Below are 17,254 nucleotides of genomic sequence, written 5' to 3' on the forward strand. Positions count from 1 at the left end.
CCAGCGTTACCCAGCCAAGTGACTTGTGTCATTTTCACCGCGATCACCGAGCCAACCTGTGAACATTCGAAGTTTCGATTGCCGTTCATGGACAAAGGAGGCATTAGCCTAACGCTAGCGATTCTGCAGTCTGACGATTGGAGATGCGGCAGGAAACGGCTGCATCCCGAAGGGGCAATGTTCGAGCCGATGCGCGAATATCTGAAAATACCGAGCCGGGTTGAAGTTGTCCGCGCTCGCGAGATCATTTCGGCATCGGGAGAAAGCTGGGACACTTTGCCGGATTGGGTTGGCGAATGCTACCAACGTGGCGGGATGGTTATCTCCGCGACGGGTGTCACGGTATTCAATGGCCCGGAGGCTCTGAGAGCCCAGCTTGCCGATTTCGTCGTTCGCGATCACAACGGCATTTTTTCCGTCTACGGCGAGACGGCTTTCGAGCAGAATTTCGTGCCGGCCCACTCCGCTGAAGTCTTCAAGTTGCACGCAGCGTAAGCTGCGAGCGCCCGGTCCGCCGCGCCGGGCGGCGGACCGAAGCCAATTCTAGTTCAGACCGGACCGGCGCAGGGTCAGCCCCGTGCCGGCGTCGAACAGATGAATGCGCGTCTCATCGAGCGCAAACGAGACGCGATCGCCCGACTTGGGGCAGGATGCGGCCTTTACCAGTGCGCCCACTTCCTTTCCTGCGACCTGGAAGGTGACCAGGGCATCGTTGCCGTGAAACTCGATAAGATCGGCCAGGCCGGAAAGCGTGTTGGCAGCGCCGGGCGGCGCGGCGGCAAGGTCGGGCGGCCGAATGCCGAGGACGACCTTCTGGCCTTCGGTGAGTGAGAATGCGTCGCCGACGATATGAATGTCCGAGCCTTCAGCGCGAAGGATCCAACCGCGCTCGCCTCTGGCGACCGAAACATCGATCAGGTTCATGTTCGGCGTGCCGATGAAGCCCGCCACAAACAGCGTCCTCGGGCGTTCGTATATCTCGGCCGGCGTTCCAACCTGCTCGATCGCCCCACCCTTCATCAGAACGATGCGGTCGGCAAGCGTCATCGCTTCAAGCTGGTCGTGCGTGACGTAGATCGTCGTGGTCTGCAGCTTCCGATGAAGCCTTGCGATCTCGACCCGCATGTGATGACGGAGCTTGGCGTCGAGGTTCGAAAGCGGCTCGTCGAACAGGAACACCTTGGGCGTCTTGATCATCGCGCGCGCGATCGCGACACGCTGCTGCTGGCCGCCTGAAAGCTCGGTCGGCTTGCGCGTGAGATACGGATCGAGGCCAAGTGTGGCGGCGACCGCCTTGATCCGCTGGTCGATCTCGCTCTTGGGAACTTTCATCCGCTTGAGGCCGAAAGCGATATTGTCGTAGATCGTCATGTGCGGATAGAGCGCGTAATTCTGGAAAACCATCGCTACGCCGCGGTCGCGGGGCTCGAGATCGTTGACCTCGGTTCCGCCAATCGAGACCGAGCCGCCGGAAATCTCTTCCAGCCCGGCGATCATTCTGAGGAGCGTGGATTTTCCGCAGCCGGACGGGCCGAGGAAAACGATGAACTCCCGGTCAGCCACATCGAGATTGAAGTCCTTGATGACGTTGATGGAACCGTAGCTCTTGTCTACGTTGGCGCAGGCGATATTGGACATCAGTTTCCTCCCGCTTCCATCAGGATCTGCAGCTTGACATCGGTCGGACGGGCAGAGGCCGCCCGCTCGAACGCCTTCACGCTTTCGCGGAAATCGAAGGTCTCGGTGATCAGCGGCTTGAGATCGACCTTTCCGGAGGCAATGAGCTGAAGCGCCCGATCGAAGATGTTGGCATATCTGAAGACGGTCTCGATACGCACTTCCTTGGCAATGGCGCCGGAGACGTCGAACTGAACGGGTTCGACCGGCAGGCCGACCATGACGAGCGTTCCGCCGGGGCGGACGAGATCGAAGAGGCCTTGATAGGCCTTGGGGCTGCCGCTCGCCTCGAACACGACGTCGGCGCCCCAGGCTTCGGTCTCGGAGGCGATGACATCCTTGAGCGCCCGCTCGGCGATATTTACGGGGATGATGCCGGGATAGCGTCCGGCGATCTCCAGCTTCTCGGCGCTGAAGTCCGAGATGTAGACCCGGCTGCACCCACCGGCGAGCGCTGCGAGAGCCACCATGATGCCGATCGGGCCACAGCCGATCACCGCGGCGACGTCGCCCGGCGCGATACGGGCACGGGCTGCCGCCTGCATGCCGATCGCAAACGGCTCGACCATCGCCCCTTCGGCGAACGAAACATTGTCCGGGAGCTTGTAGGTGAAGGCAGCCGGATGCACCGTGTAGGGCGTCAGCACGCCGTGAATGGGTGGCGTCGCCCAGAAGCGGACGCTCGGGTCGACATTGTAGATGCCGAGCTTCGAGGCGCGCGACGAGAGGTTCGGAATACCGGGCTCCATGCAGACCCGGTCGCCGACGGCAAGGCTCTTCACGTTCGATCCGACTTCGACAACGGTGCCGGCAGCCTCGTGACCGAGAACCATCGGTTCCCTGAGGACAAACGGGCCGATGGCACCGTGGGTGTAATAGTGCACGTCGCTTCCGCAAACGCCGACCGTGTTGATCTTGATCTTCACGTCGTCAGGTCCGACGGCCAGCGGGAGATCGATATCCCTCAACGCCAACACGCCCTTTTGCTCCAGAACGAGAGCTTCCATTTTCAAGATTCCTTTTGACTAAGACGACTTGCGCTTGAAGGCGCTGTTCAGCATCCCGCTCAGGACTCCGAGGAAGAGCAGCGGGGGAATGGATAGCAGGACGACCGACGCGTTGAGGATGCCCCAAGGGACGTCCCGGCCGAGCTGGGTGAGTTCAGAGGCCACGATCGGCAGCGTCTTGGCGTCGGAAGTGGTCAGCATCAGAGCGATCAGGAATTCGTTCCAGACAAGAACGAAACTGAAGGCCACCGCTCCGATCAGCGAGCGCGCCGCAATCGGTAACGCAATCAGGAAGAAGATCGAAAACAGGCCGTATCCATCGACGCGGGCGGCTTCTTCGACTTCCTTGGGAACACGCGCAAAGGCCGGGACGCTGAGCCAGACCACCGTTGCGAGCGTCAGCAGCGTATAGGTCACGATCATCGACAGCCGTGTGTCGTAGAAACCGAAATCCAGCCAGATAACCATTAGCGGGATCGCCACCGCCACCGGGGGCAAGAAGCGCAGGGACAGAACGAAGAACTGGATGTCCTTCGACCAGCGGTTCGGATAGCGCGCGATTGCATAGGCCGCCGGCAGACCGAGAACCGCGCCGATCAACACGGCAGTGCCGGAAATGATCAGCGAGTTGACCAATCCTGCGAAGACGCTGTCGCGGCCGAGCACATAGGCGAAATTGTCGAGGGTTGGGGTGAAGAAGAACAACGGCGTCGGCGTGACGATATCGACGCGGTTCTTGAAGGCGTTGAGGGTCGTCCAGAATACCGGGAACACTGCCGAAAACGCCGCGAGTGCGAGAATGGCCTGGCCGGCAAGACGGCCGAACTTGAACTTCCTCATACCTTGGCCCTCTTCCAGATAAATGTGAAGGCGACCGAAGTTGCGATCATCATGAGCACCGCCATGCTCGAAGCGTATGAAATCCGGCCTGACTCGATGAAACCTTGCGAGAAGGCATACATATCGAGGGTCTCCGTAGAGATACCCGGCCCGCCACGCGTCATCACGTAGATGAGGTCGAAGGCACGAAGGGACTCGATCATCTTGACGAAAGCCAGCGAGATCAGCGGCGCCTTCAACATCGGCAAAGCGACGTAGGCGTAGACTTCCCATGTCCGCGCGTGATCGAGCCTGGCAGCCTCGAAGGGCTGCGGAGGCAGCGTCTCGAGCAGCTTGAGCACGATCACCGAGAAGAACAGACCCCATTGCCAGACGTCGACCAGAGCGACGGTGCCAAGCGCGGTCAAAGGGCTAGACAAGAGGTCAAGCGGCTGGCCGGTGATCGCCTTGTAGGGATAGGTGATGATGCCGTAGAGCGGATGGAAGGCGAATTTCCAGACGAAAGCCGCGGAAACCCTTGGCAGGATCACAGGCATCAGAAACAGAAGCGAAAGCACGTTTCGTGCCTTTGGCGAGGCACATTCGAACAGCAATATCCCGAGGCCGACGGCAATCACGAGGGTTGCGGTGACGGTCAGCACTTCCCAGGTGAGCGACACCTGGATCGAGTTGAGGAAACGTCTGTCGGAGAAGAGCGAGATATAGTTCGCGAAACCGATGAAGCGGCCATCGGGACGGCTGAGCTCCCGGTCCTGGAATGAGATGACGATGGCGTAGACAGTCGGCACAAGCGCAAGGATGGCCAGGACGACCATCGCCGGCGTCAGAAAGACTGTTTGCAGGGCAAGCTTGTTTTTCACGGGATAACCTCCGGCGGCGGCACGCCGATGGAAAGCAAACCCGGCGGGACGCACCCGCCGGGACATGGATCGAATAGGTTGCTGACTACTGGCTACGCGACGCCAGATCCTTGGCAAAGTAGTTCAGCTCGTCGAGGCCACCCTTGATGTCGGTGCGGCTACCGGTGATCAGCTCTTCGAGGATGATGCCCCAACGATCGCCGAGATCGGGCCACTGCGGGTTCTGCCAGAAGTTCACCGCCGTGACCTTGCCGGTGTCGGCCAAGGCCTGGCCGAGTGCCGGGCCGTACATTTCGGCAAACTTCGGGCTGGTCATCACGCTCGTGCGGTTCAGCTCGCTGAACTGGCCTTCCGCAAGGCGACGCTGTTCATTTTCCTTCGACGTCGCCCAGCCGATGAACAGGCCAGCGCACTGCTTGGCCGCGTCATCCTTGTTCGCCTTGGTGCCGATTGCCAGACCGTGGCCATAGCCACCACCAGTCAGCGGTGTCGGAGGCGGCAGGTAACCGATCTTGTCGGCGACCTGCGACGACTTCTTGTCGAGCGCCATGCCGACGAGCGGCGTGGATTCGATCAGCATCGCCACCTGGCCCGAGGTAAAGGCCCCGACGGCTTCGTCCCAGCCACCGGTCTGGCTGCCCGGAGCCGAATATTTGAAGAGCTTGAGATAGGTTTCCGTCGCCTTCACTGCCGCATCGCTGTCGAATGCCGGCGTCTTGCCATCGAACCAGTTGCCGCCGAAGCCCTTGAAGAACGGCATCCAGCGCCAGACGTTCGCGCCCGAGCCGCGCTGACCGCGAAGCGCCGTGCCATAGATGCCCTTGTCGGGCTGGTTGAGCTTTTCGACCGCGGCAACATATTCGTCGAGGGTCTTGGGCGGCTGGATACCGGCCGCTTCAAGCAGGTCCTTGCGATAGACCATCAGGTCGCCGCCACCGGTCAGCGGCGCGAACCATACCTTGCCGTCGAAAGTCGCAACCTTCTGGCGGCCCGGATCGAAGTCGGCGTAGTCATAGTCCTTGGGGTAATAGTCGAGCAGAGGCGCGACCCAGCCGGACGACGCAAACAGCGCGACGTTGGCTTCGTCAATATAGTACACGTTGTACTTCCCGATCGTCGAGGCGTCGGCCTTGGTCTTGGCGCGGCGATCGTTCTCGTTCAGGTAGTCGATCTGGAAGTCAGCGCCTCCGCTGAGCTTCGTGAACTCGTCCTTGTACTTCTCAAGAAGGGTCAGTCCATCGCGGGGCTGAGCGAGCACGCGGATGGTGCCGGAGCACTCTGCTGCGGCTGCGAAGGATGTTGCAGCGCCGAAAAAAGCGCATGCGATAGCAATGCTCGAAACGAGCGTCTTCATCGGTTTCATGTGTGAATCTCCCAAAACTACCGAGCAGACTATGGATTTCCCGATCCCGTCTGCGCCTCCCAGCGATGTCGATCGCTGTGGTCATAGTACGAAGTCTCTTGCGGTGAACTAGCGCGCACCATGCGACAAATCTATACTTTAATGCGTTATGCGGCCGTTTGGTCTGCGGGTCGCACAGGCCGCCGCTGGGTCGTCAGCCGGCGATATGCCGACGGAGTAACCTTGTGGTGGCGCTGAAACGTCCGATTGAAATTGGAGATGTTCAGATATCCCACCTCAAAACAGATATCGGTGATCGGCATATCCGTATCGGACAACAGCTTGCAGGCCTGCCAGATGCGCAGCTTGTTGACGTGGTCGGTGAAGGTGTTGCCCGTATTTTTCTTGAAGAAGCGCGAGAAGGCGCTCTCGCTCATGCCGGCAAGCTCGGCGACCTCGGCCATATGGATATCCGTGGCGAGATTCTGAAAGATGTAGATCAGCGACTTCTGAAGCGCGTCCAGTGACTCCGTTTCGAGCTTCGGCGCGAATTCCGGTGACGAGAGAAGCTCGTACTCGCTGGATGAAGCAAGCAGATCAAGGAGCTGGACAAAGAGGGACAATCGCGAAAACCCCGTCAGATCGCCCATCTGCTCGATCATTTCAGCGGCTTTCGCCCTCGTCGCTCCGACATAGACAAGTCCGCGCTCGGACCTGCGAAAGAACTCGTCGAGCTGTCCAAACTCCGGAAAGGCTGCCGAAATGCCTCGCACGCGGTCGGGATCAAACTGGATGACGACATCCCGCCCCTTTATGATCTCGCCAGGCTCCGTTGCCGTGACCCAGTCGTGCGGCAGGTTCGGGCCGACGACGGTCAGGTAACCGGAATGGAACTCACCGATATGATCGCCCACGAAGGCCATCCCGCTGGAATTTCGCAGAAGATGGATTTCGATCTCGGGGTGATAGTTCCAGACGTTGCGCTCCCAGGGATAATCGTCCACCCGCCAGAGAAATGTCTCATTGGCGTTGGTGACGATGTGCTCATAGGTCGGCGGATTGCCGGACAATGACGCGGATTTCGCGCCCAATGCCCGTTTCGCAGCCGTGGACCTGTGTTTCAGCATCGCCCTTCCTCGCGAAAATCACGCGGCACAGAATTAAGCGGTTTTTCTCTGCTGTCGAGATGCATCTCAAGTGAGGCGAACCCTGGGCTGGCCGGTGCGATAGCGGCGATGCGCGGCCTCGCTAAGAAATGTTGCCCAGCCTGGCCCGTGCTTTATTCGCCTTCGGTCAGGCCGTCATAGACTTCCATCAATGCATTGGTGATCGCCTGCCCGAGTGCGGCACCCGCAGCGCGGACGTCGTTCTCGTCGCCGTCGCGCGCCGATCTGGCGAGTTCGAAGCCCTGTTCGCTGACGATCAGCTTGGCGACTTCGATCGCCCATTGGCCGAAATCACCGCGATTTCCGATCTGGATCTGTTCTTCCACGCCGCTCTCCTTCGCTCGTTGGCCTTCATCTAGCCGATGTGGCCGCGGGCGCAAGCGCGAATGGCAGATTGCCTACCAGACGAGGCCGCGGGCGGCGACTTCCTCGACGCGGGTGACGACGCCGTTGCGGTGAAAAACCATCGTGTCGAAGAGGTTCGAGACGACGCACGTGTGGTTGGGGATGATGAAAATCTTCTCACCGATCTGCGGGCGCGGCCCGGTGCAGGCAGAGAGGTCGATCACGCCATGCTCTTCAGAAAGGCTGGCGATCTTTGCTTCGGGATAACCGACCACGAGGCCGAAATCGCTGAAACCCTGCAGATCCGAGGTCAGCGCCTTCGAGCCGGCATCGATGACGGCGCGATCGCCGTTCGGCCGGGAGACAACGGTCGCGACGATATACATGGCGCAGTCATCTTCGGTGCAATGGCCCATGCGGATCATCTGGCGGTCGTTGTAGATATAGGTCCCGGCCCGGTGTTCGGTGGCCGACTTGACGAGATGGGCGTCGAAAAGGCTCGGCGTGCCGCCGTTGCTGACGATCGGGCAGGCGATGCCTTCGGCGCCAAGCTGCTGCAGCGTCGCCTGGATGAAGGCTTCCACTGCATCGGCCGCCTGCGGCTTCGGGTAGGTGAGAATGCCGCCGAAGGTCAGGCCATCGGCAGCGGCGATGCGCTTGGCAAGCGAGGCCGCCTGTTCCGGTGTCTGGACGCCGCAGCGCGCGCCACCGGTATCGCACTCGACAAGCACCGTCAGCGGCTTGCGGCCGGAGAAATGCGCCGAGAGACCATCGACCGTCACATCGCTGTCGGCGACTACCTTGAGACCGGAAATGCGGTCGTTCAGGTTGCCGAGCCGGTCGAGCTTCTGCGGGCCGAGAATATTGAAGGTGATCAGGATGTCTTCGAAGCCGGCGGCCGCGAAGACCTCGGCCTCGGTCACCTTCTGGCAATTGATGCCCTTGGCGCCGGCCGCCACCTGGGCAACGGCGAGCGCCGGGATCTTGTGCGTCTTGATATGCGGGCGAAAATTCAGGCCGTGCTCGTCCATATAGGACTGAACCCGCTGTATATTGGCGGCCAGCTTGTCTTCGTCGATAACGGGGCGGGGGGTCGAGAGATCCGCGATCCTGTCACCGGCCTTGGCGACGACGGCAAACTGGTTGTCATGCATCTCAGGCGGCTCCGCGTTCGCTTCCATGAGGATCGGCCACGATCGGCCAGATATTCTTCGGCGCCCGGCGGTAAGGCGTCGTCGCCGGGTTATTGGGATAGGGCGTTCCCGCCGAGCAGTAAAGGATCTCGGCCGCAATCTTCGAGAAGGAGGCGAAGAAGTGGTTGGTCGACTTTATGACCAGGATCTTCTGTTTGGCCGGATCGATACCCATCACCGAAAACAGGCTCGGATCAAAGCTCTGCGCGCGTGTCGAGTTGAGAATGATGTCGATACCGTCGAGCACGATATGCGCGGCATCGCCGAAGGGCGCCAGGCTCTCGCCGAACTGCATTTCGGCATTCTTCACCAGCTTGACGACCTTCACCGTGCCATCGACGGGATTGCCGGTGCCGGGTGCGGATTTGGCGCCGAAGCGGAGCGGGATTTCGGCGCCCTCGCCCGCCGCAAAACAGATCTGGACGGCAATCGGATCCCAGATCGTGCCGATCGCAGCGCTCGTCACACCGCGGGCCAGCAATTCCTCGAGGATGACGGTCGCATCGCCCGCCGTGCCGCCGCCGGGATTGTCCCAGACATCGGCGATGACCACAGGCCAGGCCTTGGCGGCGATCGCCCGCGATACCGCTTCCTTCTCGTCGATCTGCGGCACCATGAACGTGCCACGCTTGGAAAACAGCTCCATGCCGAGTTCACGCGCCAGCGCCGCACCCTTTTCCGGCTTGTTGTCGGTGACGACCAGAAGCTTGGTGCCCATCTCCGGCACGTCGCCAACCATGAAGCCGTGAACGACCGAGATCGACAGGACGTCCGGGTCTTCCTTCTCGATGCGCATGATCTTGTCGACGAAGGAACGCATCGGGTCGCGCGAAGTCGGGAAGACGTCGATCATCCGACAATCGAACACCGAATTCACAGGCTTTACCCGGCCCTCGAGCGCATCGACGGCGATGCGCCACAGGTCTTCGGCGCGATCGACGAAATCGGTATGCGGGAATTCCTTGAAATAAACGGCGAAGTTCAGCGCTTCGATGCGCTTCTTCGTCAGATGGCTGTGCGGATCGAGTTCGGCGCAGATCAGCACGTCGGGGCCGACCATCTCACGCATGCGGCTCAGGAGGTCGCCTTCGGTATCTTCATATCCGGCAGCGACCATGGCGCCGTGCAGGCCCATGACGATGGCATCGACGGGCATCGCGGCGCGCAGCTGTCCGAGGATCTCGTCGCGCAGCTCTTCATAGGTATTGCGGTTGACGAGGCCGGCGGGATCCGCCCAGGTGGCCGTGCCCTCGATCAGCTCCCAGCCCTTTTCGGCAGTGACGCGGCGGCCGACGGTGATCGGCGCGGTGCAGAGCGTCGGCGTTTCCGGATGCTGGCCAGGCGGCGCATAGAGGGATGCCTCGAAGGCGCGGCGATCCACACAGATCGGGGAAAAGGTATTGGTCTCGGTCGCCAGTGCTGCCGTGAAAATGCGCAAGTGAGTTGGCCTTGTTTTGTCGGCCCTGCGTCAACCCATCGGGTTCGGCAGGTAGCCGGTGAATCCGCAGATTTTCCACCGTCCTTCGTGGAGCCTGCAATAATAGAGCGTCTGCCACTGCATGATATCGCGGCTGCCGTCGCTCTTCGTCAGGCCTCCGTCGAACTTCTTGCGGACAAGCGCCATCTCGCCTTCGATCTCGATGTCTTCGAGGGTCGTGGTGGTGAAGATCGCCGTGCGCGTATCCTCAGCAAAGCTCTGCGTCGCGAAGTCCTTGGCCTGCTTCAGCCACTCGTCGCGATAGGCTTTCAGCGTCGGGAAAGCGAGGCGCCATTTGTCCGGGCTGACTTCCTTGCGGCCATCGATGCCGATGAAGCCTTCCTCGACGAAATCATGCTCGACGGCGGACCAGTCGGCGGCCAGAAACGCATCGATATCGCGCGTCACCAGCATCTCCCAAATGGTATGCCTGGCGGCATCGGAGGCGGGGAAAGGATTCTTGAAAGGATCACGCATGTTCGCCCCCGATTTAAATAGTTTTCATAAATGGCGTTTTTCGCTGGTCAAATTCCGCTTTCTATGGTCACTTGTCAACTTATCAAGAAAATAATTTGCAGGGATCCGCGTATGTCCATCAAGCGATATGGCACTGTTCAAACCGGCGCCGGCGGCAAGCCGCTGCCTTTCGCGCGTGCCGTTGAAGCCGATGGCTGGCTCTATGTTTCCGGCCAGGTTGCCATGGAAAATGGCGAGATCATCGAAGGCAATATCATCCCGCAGACGCACAAGACGATCGCCAATCTGATCGCCATCCTTCATGAGGCCGGTTACGGCGTCGAGGATATCGTGCGCGTCGGCGTCTGGCTCGACGATCCCCGCGACTTCTGGACCTTCAACAAGATCTACCAGGAATATTTCGGCGAGCACCCGCCGGCACGCGCCTGCGTCCAATCGTCCATGATGGTGGATTGCAAGGTCGAGATCGACTGCGTCGCCTATAAGAAGAAAGACTGACGGCGGCGATTAAGGGGGGACCGGCTTGGATATCTTTTCTACATTGCAGGAAGACAAGAGCCGGCTCTCAGCCTCCGAGAGCCGCATCGCCGAAATCATCGTCAATGATTTCGAATTCGCGGTGAATGCCTCGATCATCGAGCTCGCCGAGCGGGCGGCGGTCTCGCCGCCGACGGTGACACGCTTCTGCCGCCGGCTCGGCTGCGAGAGCTTTTCCGATTTCAAGGTTCAGCTTGCCCGCACCGCCCATATCGGCGTGCGCTACCTGAAGCCGGAATCGAAGAGCGGCGATCCGGCCGATGTCGCCCAAGACATCATCACCAAGGCGCAGAACGCCCTCTTCCTGCTGCACCGCTCGCTGGATCTCGCCGCGATCGAGGCGGCCGTCGGGCTGATCTCCAAGGCCGAGATGATCTACGCCTTCGGCTCCGGCGGCAACTCCTCGATGATCGCCGACGAGCTGCAGAACCGCCTCTTCCGCCTCGGCCTGCGCATCACCGCCAGTTCCGATCACAGCATGCAGCTGATGATGGCCGCCGCAGCGAAATCCGGCGACGTTATCATCGGCTCCTCCTTCTCCGGCCGCAATGCCGAGCTGGTGCGTGCTTTTGCACTGGCGCGCGAGGCGAAGGTGAAGACCATCGCGCTGACGCAGACCGGCAGTTCGGTCGCCAAGGCGGCCGAGGTCGTCGTGCCGATCGACCTGCCCGAGGGCACCAATATCTACCGTCCGACCTCGACGCGCATCGCCTATATCGCGACCGTCGACATTCTGGCGAGCCTCGTTGCCTACGCCATACAACCGAAGGCGACGACGACGCTGAGACGCATCAAGCAGCAGCTGGTCACCCACCGTGACGGCAGCGACGACAAGCAGCTGCTCGGAGACTGATAAACAAGAGGGAAGCAGCAATGACACAATCGGTGGCCATCGTGACGGGAGCAGCAGGCGATATTGGCGCGGCGATCGCCGCCCGGCTTGCCGATGATCATGATGTCATTCTGCTCGCCGATATCGATGCAAAGGCAGCCACCGCGACCGCCGGAAAGCTCGGCGATGCCGGCCGCTTCATTGCCGTTCAATGCGACGTGACAAGCGAGGCCAATGTCGCGGCTCTTGCCAGGCGCGCCGCCGGAACCGGCAGCCTGCGCACCCTCGTCAACAATGCGGGCGCGGCGCGAGCCGTCAGCCTGCATGATACGACGCCCGAGATCTGGCGCGCCGACAACGCGCTCAATCTCGAAGCCGCATTCCTGACCTTCCGCGCCGTCGAGGATCAGCTGAAGGCGTCCAAAGGTTCCGTCGTCAATATCGCTTCCGTCAACGGCATGAATGTCTTCGGCCATCCGGCCTATAGCGCCGCCAAGGCGGGGCTGCTGCATTTCACCCGGCTGGTCGCTGTCGAATACGGCAAGTTCGGTATCCGCTCGAATGCCGTTGCCCCCGGCACCGTGAAGACGCAGGCTTGGGAGGCGCGGGCCGCCGCCAATCCCAACGTCTTCGAGGACGCCCGCCGCTGGTATCCGCTGCAGCGCGTCGTCGACCCGAAGGACGTCGCCAATGCCGTGAGCTTCCTGGCCGGGCCGATGGCAGCTGCCATCACCGGCGTCTGCCTGCCGGTCGATTGCGGCCTGACGGCTGGTCAGGCGGAGCTCGCCCGCACCTTCTCCCAGTCCGAGCACTACTGAAAAACATAAGAGAAAGTGAGAGGAACGAGATATGAAACCGGTTTACTACCGCCTTGAGAACAGCTGGAACCCCAATGGCGAACCGAACGGCGAGTTTACCTTCACGCTTTTCAACCTGTCCGATGAGGCCCTTTCCGGTTTCAGGCTCGTCTATACCTCCCTCACCCGCGTCATTGATGCTGCCGCTTGCGGCAACGCCACCTTCCTGCGCCGCAATGCCAATTTCCACGAATTCGGCCCGCCGGCCGGCCTGAGCGTCGCACCCGGCGGGAGCTGGACCTTCACGGTCGCCGGCCTGCATCGCAAGGCGCAGCATTGCACCGATGGCGCCAAGTCCGCCTATCTGACGCTCTCATCCGGCGAGCATGTGCCGGTCGCCGTTTCCGATCTGCTGCAAGAAGGCGCGGCCAGCGAGCCGCCGCCGGTTCTGCTGCCCGAAGGACGCCTTGACCTGCCTTTCGCGCTGCAGCCCTGGCCGGCCGAGATCGATGCCAAGCCCGGCGATGGTTTCCCTGTCGTTCTCTATCCGCAGGGCGCTTCGAGCGAAGAGCTTTCGTCGATTTCGACCGTCATCTCGCTGACGCGCCGTCTTTTCGAAAGCGATCATTCCGTCTTCAATCTTGTGCCCTCGCCGCAGGGCCGGGCGCTCACTTTCAGCAAGGATGCGGCGCTCGATGCCGAAGCCTACAAGCTGACTTTCGCAGCCGATCGCGTGACGCTCACCTATTCCGGCGCGGCCGGGCGCCAATACGGCCTGACGACGCTTGCCCAGCTTCTGAACGGCGCTCGCGTCACCAAGGGCAAGTTCCGCTTCCCGATCTCCGGGACGATCTCGGACAAGCCGCGCTATGGCTGGCGCGGTTGCCATTTGGACGTCTCCCGACAGTTCTATCCGGTCGCCGACGTCAAGCGGCTAATCGATATACTCGCCTGGTTCAAGCTCAACATCTTCCATTGGCACCTGACCGACGACGAGGCCTGGCGCCTGGAGATCAAGGCCTATCCGCAACTGACGACGACGGGCGTCCTGCGCGGTCCCGACGAGCCGCTGCTGCCGCAGCTCGGCAACGGCGCAGAACCGGTTGGCGGCTTCTATTCGCAGGACGATATCCGTGACATCGTTGCCCACGCCGGCGCTCTCAATGTTGAGGTCGTTCCCGAGATCGATATTCCCGGCCACAATGCCGCGACGCTGATCGCCCTGCCCGATCTGACCGATGGCCAGGAAGCGCCTGACAGCTACCACTCGGTCCAGGGCTATCCGAACAACGCGCTGAACCCCGCCGTCGCGCTCACCTACGAATTCCTCGAAAAGGTGTTCGACGAGATGGTCGAGCTCTTCCCCTCCGCCTACATCCATATCGGCGGCGACGAAGTGGCGAACGGCTCGTGGCTCGCCTCGCCGATGGCCAAGAAGCTGATGGAAGAGGAAGGCATCACCAACGGTACCTTCGGCCTGCAGTCCTATTTCCTCAAGAAGGTGAAGGCGATGCTGACGGCGCGCGGCCGCAAGCTCTCCGGCTGGAACGAAGTGTCTCATGGCGGCGGCGTCGCTTCCGAGGACACGCTGCTGATGGCCTGGGAAAATCCGCAGGTCGGCATCGAGCTCGCCAAGGAAGGCTACGATGTGGTGATGACGCCGGGCCAGGCCTATTATCTCGACATGGTGCAGGCAACGGCCTTCCAGGAACCGGGCGCAAGCTGGGCCGGCACCGTGCCTCCGGCTCATACCTATGCCTATGAAGCGGCCGGCGAATTCCCCGAGGAATTGCAGCACAAGCTGAAGGGCGTTCAGGCCTGCATCTGGTCCGAACACTTCCTGTCGCGCGGCTATTTCAACCGCCTCGTCTTCCCGCGCCTGCCGGCGATTGCCGAAGCGGCCTGGACGCCGAAGGCCTTGAAGGATTGGGATCGCTTCGCGGCCATCGTTCCGCTCAGCCCGAAACTCTGAGGAGGAAGCGATGCGGATCGCGATCGGCGGGCTCCATACCGAATGCAGCACCTATTCGCCGGTGCTGATGTCGGTCGAGGATTTCAAGGTGTTGCGCGGGGAGGAACTTCTCCGCGCACCGCAGTTCGATTTTCTCGATGGCAGCGGCGCCGACCTTTCGCCGCTGCTTCACGCCCGCGCCGTCCCCGGCGGCCCCGTCTCGCGCGTCGCCTATGAAAGCTTCAAGGCCGAGTTTATCGAACGGCTGAAGGCGGCGCTGCCGCTCGACGGGCTCTATCTTGCCATGCATGGTGCCGTGAATGTCGAAGGCATGGACGATGCAGAGGGCAACTGGATCTCGGCGGCGCGCGATATTGTCGGCGACGCCTGCATTGTCGCGGCGAGTTATGACCTGCACGGCAATGTCAGCCAGCGCATCATCGACCAGCTCGATATCTTCGCCGCCTATCGCACGGCCCCGCATATCGATGTGCGCGAGACGATGGTCCGCGCCTGGTCGATGCTTCTGGAAGCGCTCAGGACCGGAAAGCGGCCGGGCGTCGCCTGGGCGCCGGTGCCGGTTCTCTGGCCGGGCGAGCGGACTTCGACCGAGGACGAACCGGCAAGGAGCCTCTACGCCAAGCTTTCGGATTACGATGCGCAAGACGGCATTCTCGATGCCAATCTGATGATCGGCTATGTCTGGGCCGACGAGCCTCGGGCGACGGCTTGTGCCGTTGCGACCGGCACCGACAAGGACGCGGTGTTGACTGCAGTAAACCGCATTGCCCAATCCTATTGGGACGCGCGGTCCGATTTCCGCTTCGGTCCGGTGACCGGTCCACTGGACGAGATGCTCGATATTGCCGGAAAATCCGCGACAGCGCCCGTCATTCTCGCCGATTCCGCCGATAACCCGACCGGCGGCGGCGTTGGCGATCGCGCCGATGTGCTGAGCGCCGTCCTCGCTCGCGGCTTCGACGATGCCCTCTTTGCCGGCATTACCGATCGCCCGGCTGTCGAGGCCTGCTTTGCGGCGGGCAAGGGCGCGCAAATATCGCTTTCCGTCGGCGGCAATCTCGATCCGTCGAGTGCTCCGGTCCGCTTCGACGCCGAAGTCGTGACGCTCCACGATCCCGGCTCCGCTGCCGAGCGTGAAGCCGTGGTCAGAACCGGTGGTGTAACCGTCGTGCTCGCGGCGCGCCGCCGCCCCTATCACAACATCGCCGATTTCACCCAGCTTGGCCTCGATCCGAAAGCGGTGCGGCTGCTCGTCGTCAAATCCGGATATCTCTCCCCGGAACTGGCGCCGATCGCCAACCCCAACCTGATGGCCTTGACCGAGGGTGTGGTCGGTCAGGACATCGAAAATCTGGTAAGTCTGCGGCGCAGCCGTCCAGCCTTTCCCTTCGACAAGAATTTCAGCTACACGCCGCAGGCGCGCCTGTCCTCCCGCTGGCGCGACTGAAACCGATCTGCCGCGATCCGAGTGCGGATGGGATCTCCCTCCCCGTCCGCCTCGGCGCGGCTCTAGCCTCGAACGACGACAATGAAACGCCTGATCCCCGACGTCTTCCGCAACCCGGCTATCCGGGTGAGCATGATTGCCATCTTCACCTTCGGCTTTGCCGGAGCCACGACCTCGCCCTACCAGTCCGTCGTCGGCATCCGTGAGCTCGGCCTGTCGAACGCGCTCTACTCGGCGCTGATCTTTGCCGCAGCCACGGTGAACGTCATTGTCAGCATCCTGCTCGGCAATCTGGCGGACCGGCTCGGCGAATACCGAACGATGATGCTGGTTGCGGCGGTCTTTGGCATTATCGGCTACGGCGCGATCTTCGTCTTTCCGACGCAGGAGATCTTCGTTCTCAGCGCCCTGCTTCTGCTTCCCGTTTATGGCTCTCTGAACTCGCTGCTCTTCGCCAATGTTCGTGCCGCGACGGGAAAGATGGAGCGTAGCGAAGTCGCGACCGTCAATTCCGGTGTCCGCGCGATGATCTCGCTCTCCTGGGTGCTGGTTCCCGGATTGACCGGCATCCTGCTGTCCGGTTCGCCGACCATGCTGCCCGCCTATCTCTTTGCCTGCATTTCCTGCCTGGTCTGTCTCGGGCTGATCGGCCTCTTCCTGCCGCGGCAAAGCGGAACCGATCGCGCTGCCACCCATCACCTCTCCTATCTCGCAGCCCTCGGCCAGGTGATCTCGCCGAAGATCTTTGGACGCGTCGTCGCCATTGCGCTGATCAGCAGCACGCTTCATGTCAACGGCGCCATCCTGCCGCTGGTGGTGACCGGTGCTGCGCATGGGACGGTTGCCGATGTCGGTATTCTCGTCGGCATCGTCGCCTTTCTCGAAGTCGTCTTCATCATCGTCTGGTCGCGCATGCTGCGGGTCATCAGCCAGCTCAAGGCATTGGCGGCCGGCGCCGTCATCTACGCCGTCTACCTGCTTCTTCTCGCCGTCGCCTACGAACCATGGCATGTCTACGCCCTCACCCTCATCAGCGGCATCGGCGCCGCGGCTCTGATCAGCATTCCGATCACCTATCTCCAGGACCTGATCGCCGAACGCCCTGGCCTTGGGAGCGCGCTGATCTCGGTCAACATCTTCCTCAGCGCCGGTTTGAGCGCCCTGCTCTTCGCTGCCGGCACCGCCGTGACCACCTATTCCGGGACCGCGCTGGTCGGCGCCTTGTCCGGCCTCATCGGCACCGGCTGGCTGCTCTATCTCGATGGAAACAGACGCAGCCTCTAGA

The 17,254-nt window shown here is 61.6% G+C and carries 17 protein-coding genes; 7 read left to right on the forward strand and 10 right to left on the reverse strand.

Features of this window, described 5'->3' with window-relative positions:
* Nucleotides 1-177 precede the first annotated feature (177 nt).
* Nucleotides 178-495, forward strand: coding sequence for a hypothetical protein (locus ABIE40_RS21350; RefSeq protein ID WP_199625656.1), 318 nt, complete (start codon nucleotides 178-180; stop codon nucleotides 493-495).
* A gap of 48 nt (nucleotides 496-543) precedes the next feature.
* On the opposite strand, the gene ABIE40_RS21355 is transcribed toward ABIE40_RS21350, so the two are convergent.
* The 10 genes from ABIE40_RS21355 to ABIE40_RS21400 all read right to left on the reverse strand — a co-directional run bounded on the left by ABIE40_RS21355 (nucleotide 544) and on the right by ABIE40_RS21400 (nucleotide 10,384).
* A complete protein-coding gene (locus tag ABIE40_RS21355; protein ID WP_199625657.1) occupies nucleotides 544-1,638 on the reverse strand; it encodes an ABC transporter ATP-binding protein in 1,095 nt (364 codons plus the stop codon).
* Nucleotides 1,638-2,684, reverse strand: a complete 1,047-nt coding sequence (locus tag ABIE40_RS21360) for an NAD(P)-dependent alcohol dehydrogenase (RefSeq protein ID WP_199625658.1) — start codon at nucleotides 2,682-2,684, stop codon at nucleotides 1,638-1,640. The genes ABIE40_RS21355 and ABIE40_RS21360 overlap by 1 nt, the downstream gene beginning before the upstream one ends.
* Before the next feature lie 18 nt (nucleotides 2,685-2,702).
* A complete protein-coding gene (locus tag ABIE40_RS21365; protein ID WP_112714703.1) occupies nucleotides 2,703-3,524 on the reverse strand; it encodes a carbohydrate ABC transporter permease in 822 nt (273 codons plus the stop codon).
* The gene (locus tag ABIE40_RS21370) at nucleotides 3,521-4,339 is read right to left on the reverse strand and encodes a carbohydrate ABC transporter permease (RefSeq protein WP_413712535.1); all 819 of its coding nucleotides are present in this window, start codon (nucleotides 4,337-4,339) and stop codon (nucleotides 3,521-3,523) included. Before ABIE40_RS21370 ends, ABIE40_RS21365 begins: the two co-directional genes overlap by 4 nt.
* A 130-nt stretch (nucleotides 4,340-4,469) precedes the next feature.
* Entirely contained in the window at nucleotides 4,470-5,738 is a 1,269-nt protein-coding gene (locus ABIE40_RS21375) for an ABC transporter substrate-binding protein (protein WP_199625897.1), read from the reverse strand.
* Between the two features lie 155 nt (nucleotides 5,739-5,893).
* A complete protein-coding gene (locus ABIE40_RS21380) occupies nucleotides 5,894-6,853 on the reverse strand; it encodes an AraC family transcriptional regulator (protein ID WP_199625659.1) in 960 nt (319 codons plus the stop codon).
* A 152-nt stretch (nucleotides 6,854-7,005) separates the two neighbouring features.
* Nucleotides 7,006-7,218: a hypothetical protein gene (locus tag ABIE40_RS21385; RefSeq protein WP_112714709.1), complete on the reverse strand. Its 213-nt coding sequence runs from the start codon at nucleotides 7,216-7,218 to the stop codon at nucleotides 7,006-7,008.
* Between the two features lie 72 nt (nucleotides 7,219-7,290).
* The gene (locus ABIE40_RS21390) at nucleotides 7,291-8,391 is read right to left on the reverse strand and encodes a D-TA family PLP-dependent enzyme (RefSeq protein ID WP_199625660.1); all 1,101 of its coding nucleotides are present in this window, start codon (nucleotides 8,389-8,391) and stop codon (nucleotides 7,291-7,293) included.
* Nucleotide 8,392: 1 nt separating this feature from the next.
* The gene (locus ABIE40_RS21395) at nucleotides 8,393-9,868 is read right to left on the reverse strand and encodes a M81 family metallopeptidase (RefSeq protein WP_199625661.1); all 1,476 of its coding nucleotides are present in this window, start codon (nucleotides 9,866-9,868) and stop codon (nucleotides 8,393-8,395) included.
* A gap of 30 nt (nucleotides 9,869-9,898) precedes the next feature.
* Nucleotides 9,899-10,384 carry a hypothetical protein gene (locus tag ABIE40_RS21400; protein WP_199625662.1) on the reverse strand — a complete coding sequence of 162 codons (486 nt, stop codon included), beginning with the start codon at nucleotides 10,382-10,384 and terminating at the stop codon, nucleotides 9,899-9,901.
* A gap of 111 nt (nucleotides 10,385-10,495) precedes the next feature.
* On the opposite strand from ABIE40_RS21400, the gene ABIE40_RS21405 reads away from it, so the two are divergent.
* The 6 genes from ABIE40_RS21405 (at nucleotide 10,496) to ABIE40_RS21430 (ending at nucleotide 17,253) form a co-directional block, all read left to right on the forward strand.
* On the forward strand, nucleotides 10,496-10,882 hold the full coding sequence (locus ABIE40_RS21405; RefSeq protein WP_130280459.1) for a RidA family protein: 387 nt from the start codon (nucleotides 10,496-10,498) through the stop codon (nucleotides 10,880-10,882).
* 25 nt (nucleotides 10,883-10,907) lie between these two features.
* Nucleotides 10,908-11,774: a MurR/RpiR family transcriptional regulator gene (locus ABIE40_RS21410; protein WP_199625663.1), complete on the forward strand. Its 867-nt coding sequence runs from the start codon at nucleotides 10,908-10,910 to the stop codon at nucleotides 11,772-11,774.
* Nucleotides 11,775-11,794: 20 nt separating this feature from the next.
* Complete coding sequence (locus ABIE40_RS21415; protein ID WP_199625664.1) at nucleotides 11,795-12,571, forward strand: SDR family oxidoreductase; 777 nt, start codon at nucleotides 11,795-11,797, stop codon at nucleotides 12,569-12,571.
* A gap of 31 nt (nucleotides 12,572-12,602) precedes the next feature.
* Nucleotides 12,603-14,522, forward strand: coding sequence for a beta-N-acetylhexosaminidase (locus ABIE40_RS21420; protein ID WP_199625665.1), 1,920 nt, complete (start codon nucleotides 12,603-12,605; stop codon nucleotides 14,520-14,522).
* 10 nt (nucleotides 14,523-14,532) lie between these two features.
* Nucleotides 14,533-15,969, forward strand: a complete 1,437-nt coding sequence (locus ABIE40_RS21425) for a M81 family metallopeptidase (protein ID WP_199625666.1) — start codon at nucleotides 14,533-14,535, stop codon at nucleotides 15,967-15,969.
* An 81-nt stretch (nucleotides 15,970-16,050) separates the two neighbouring features.
* Complete coding sequence (locus ABIE40_RS21430) at nucleotides 16,051-17,253, forward strand: MFS transporter (RefSeq protein WP_199625667.1); 1,203 nt, start codon at nucleotides 16,051-16,053, stop codon at nucleotides 17,251-17,253.
* Nucleotide 17,254: the final 1 nt, after the last annotated feature.

This window comes from Rhizobium sp. OAE497 (assembly GCF_040546565.1).
Classification (GTDB): Bacteria; Pseudomonadota; Alphaproteobacteria; order Rhizobiales; family Rhizobiaceae; genus Rhizobium.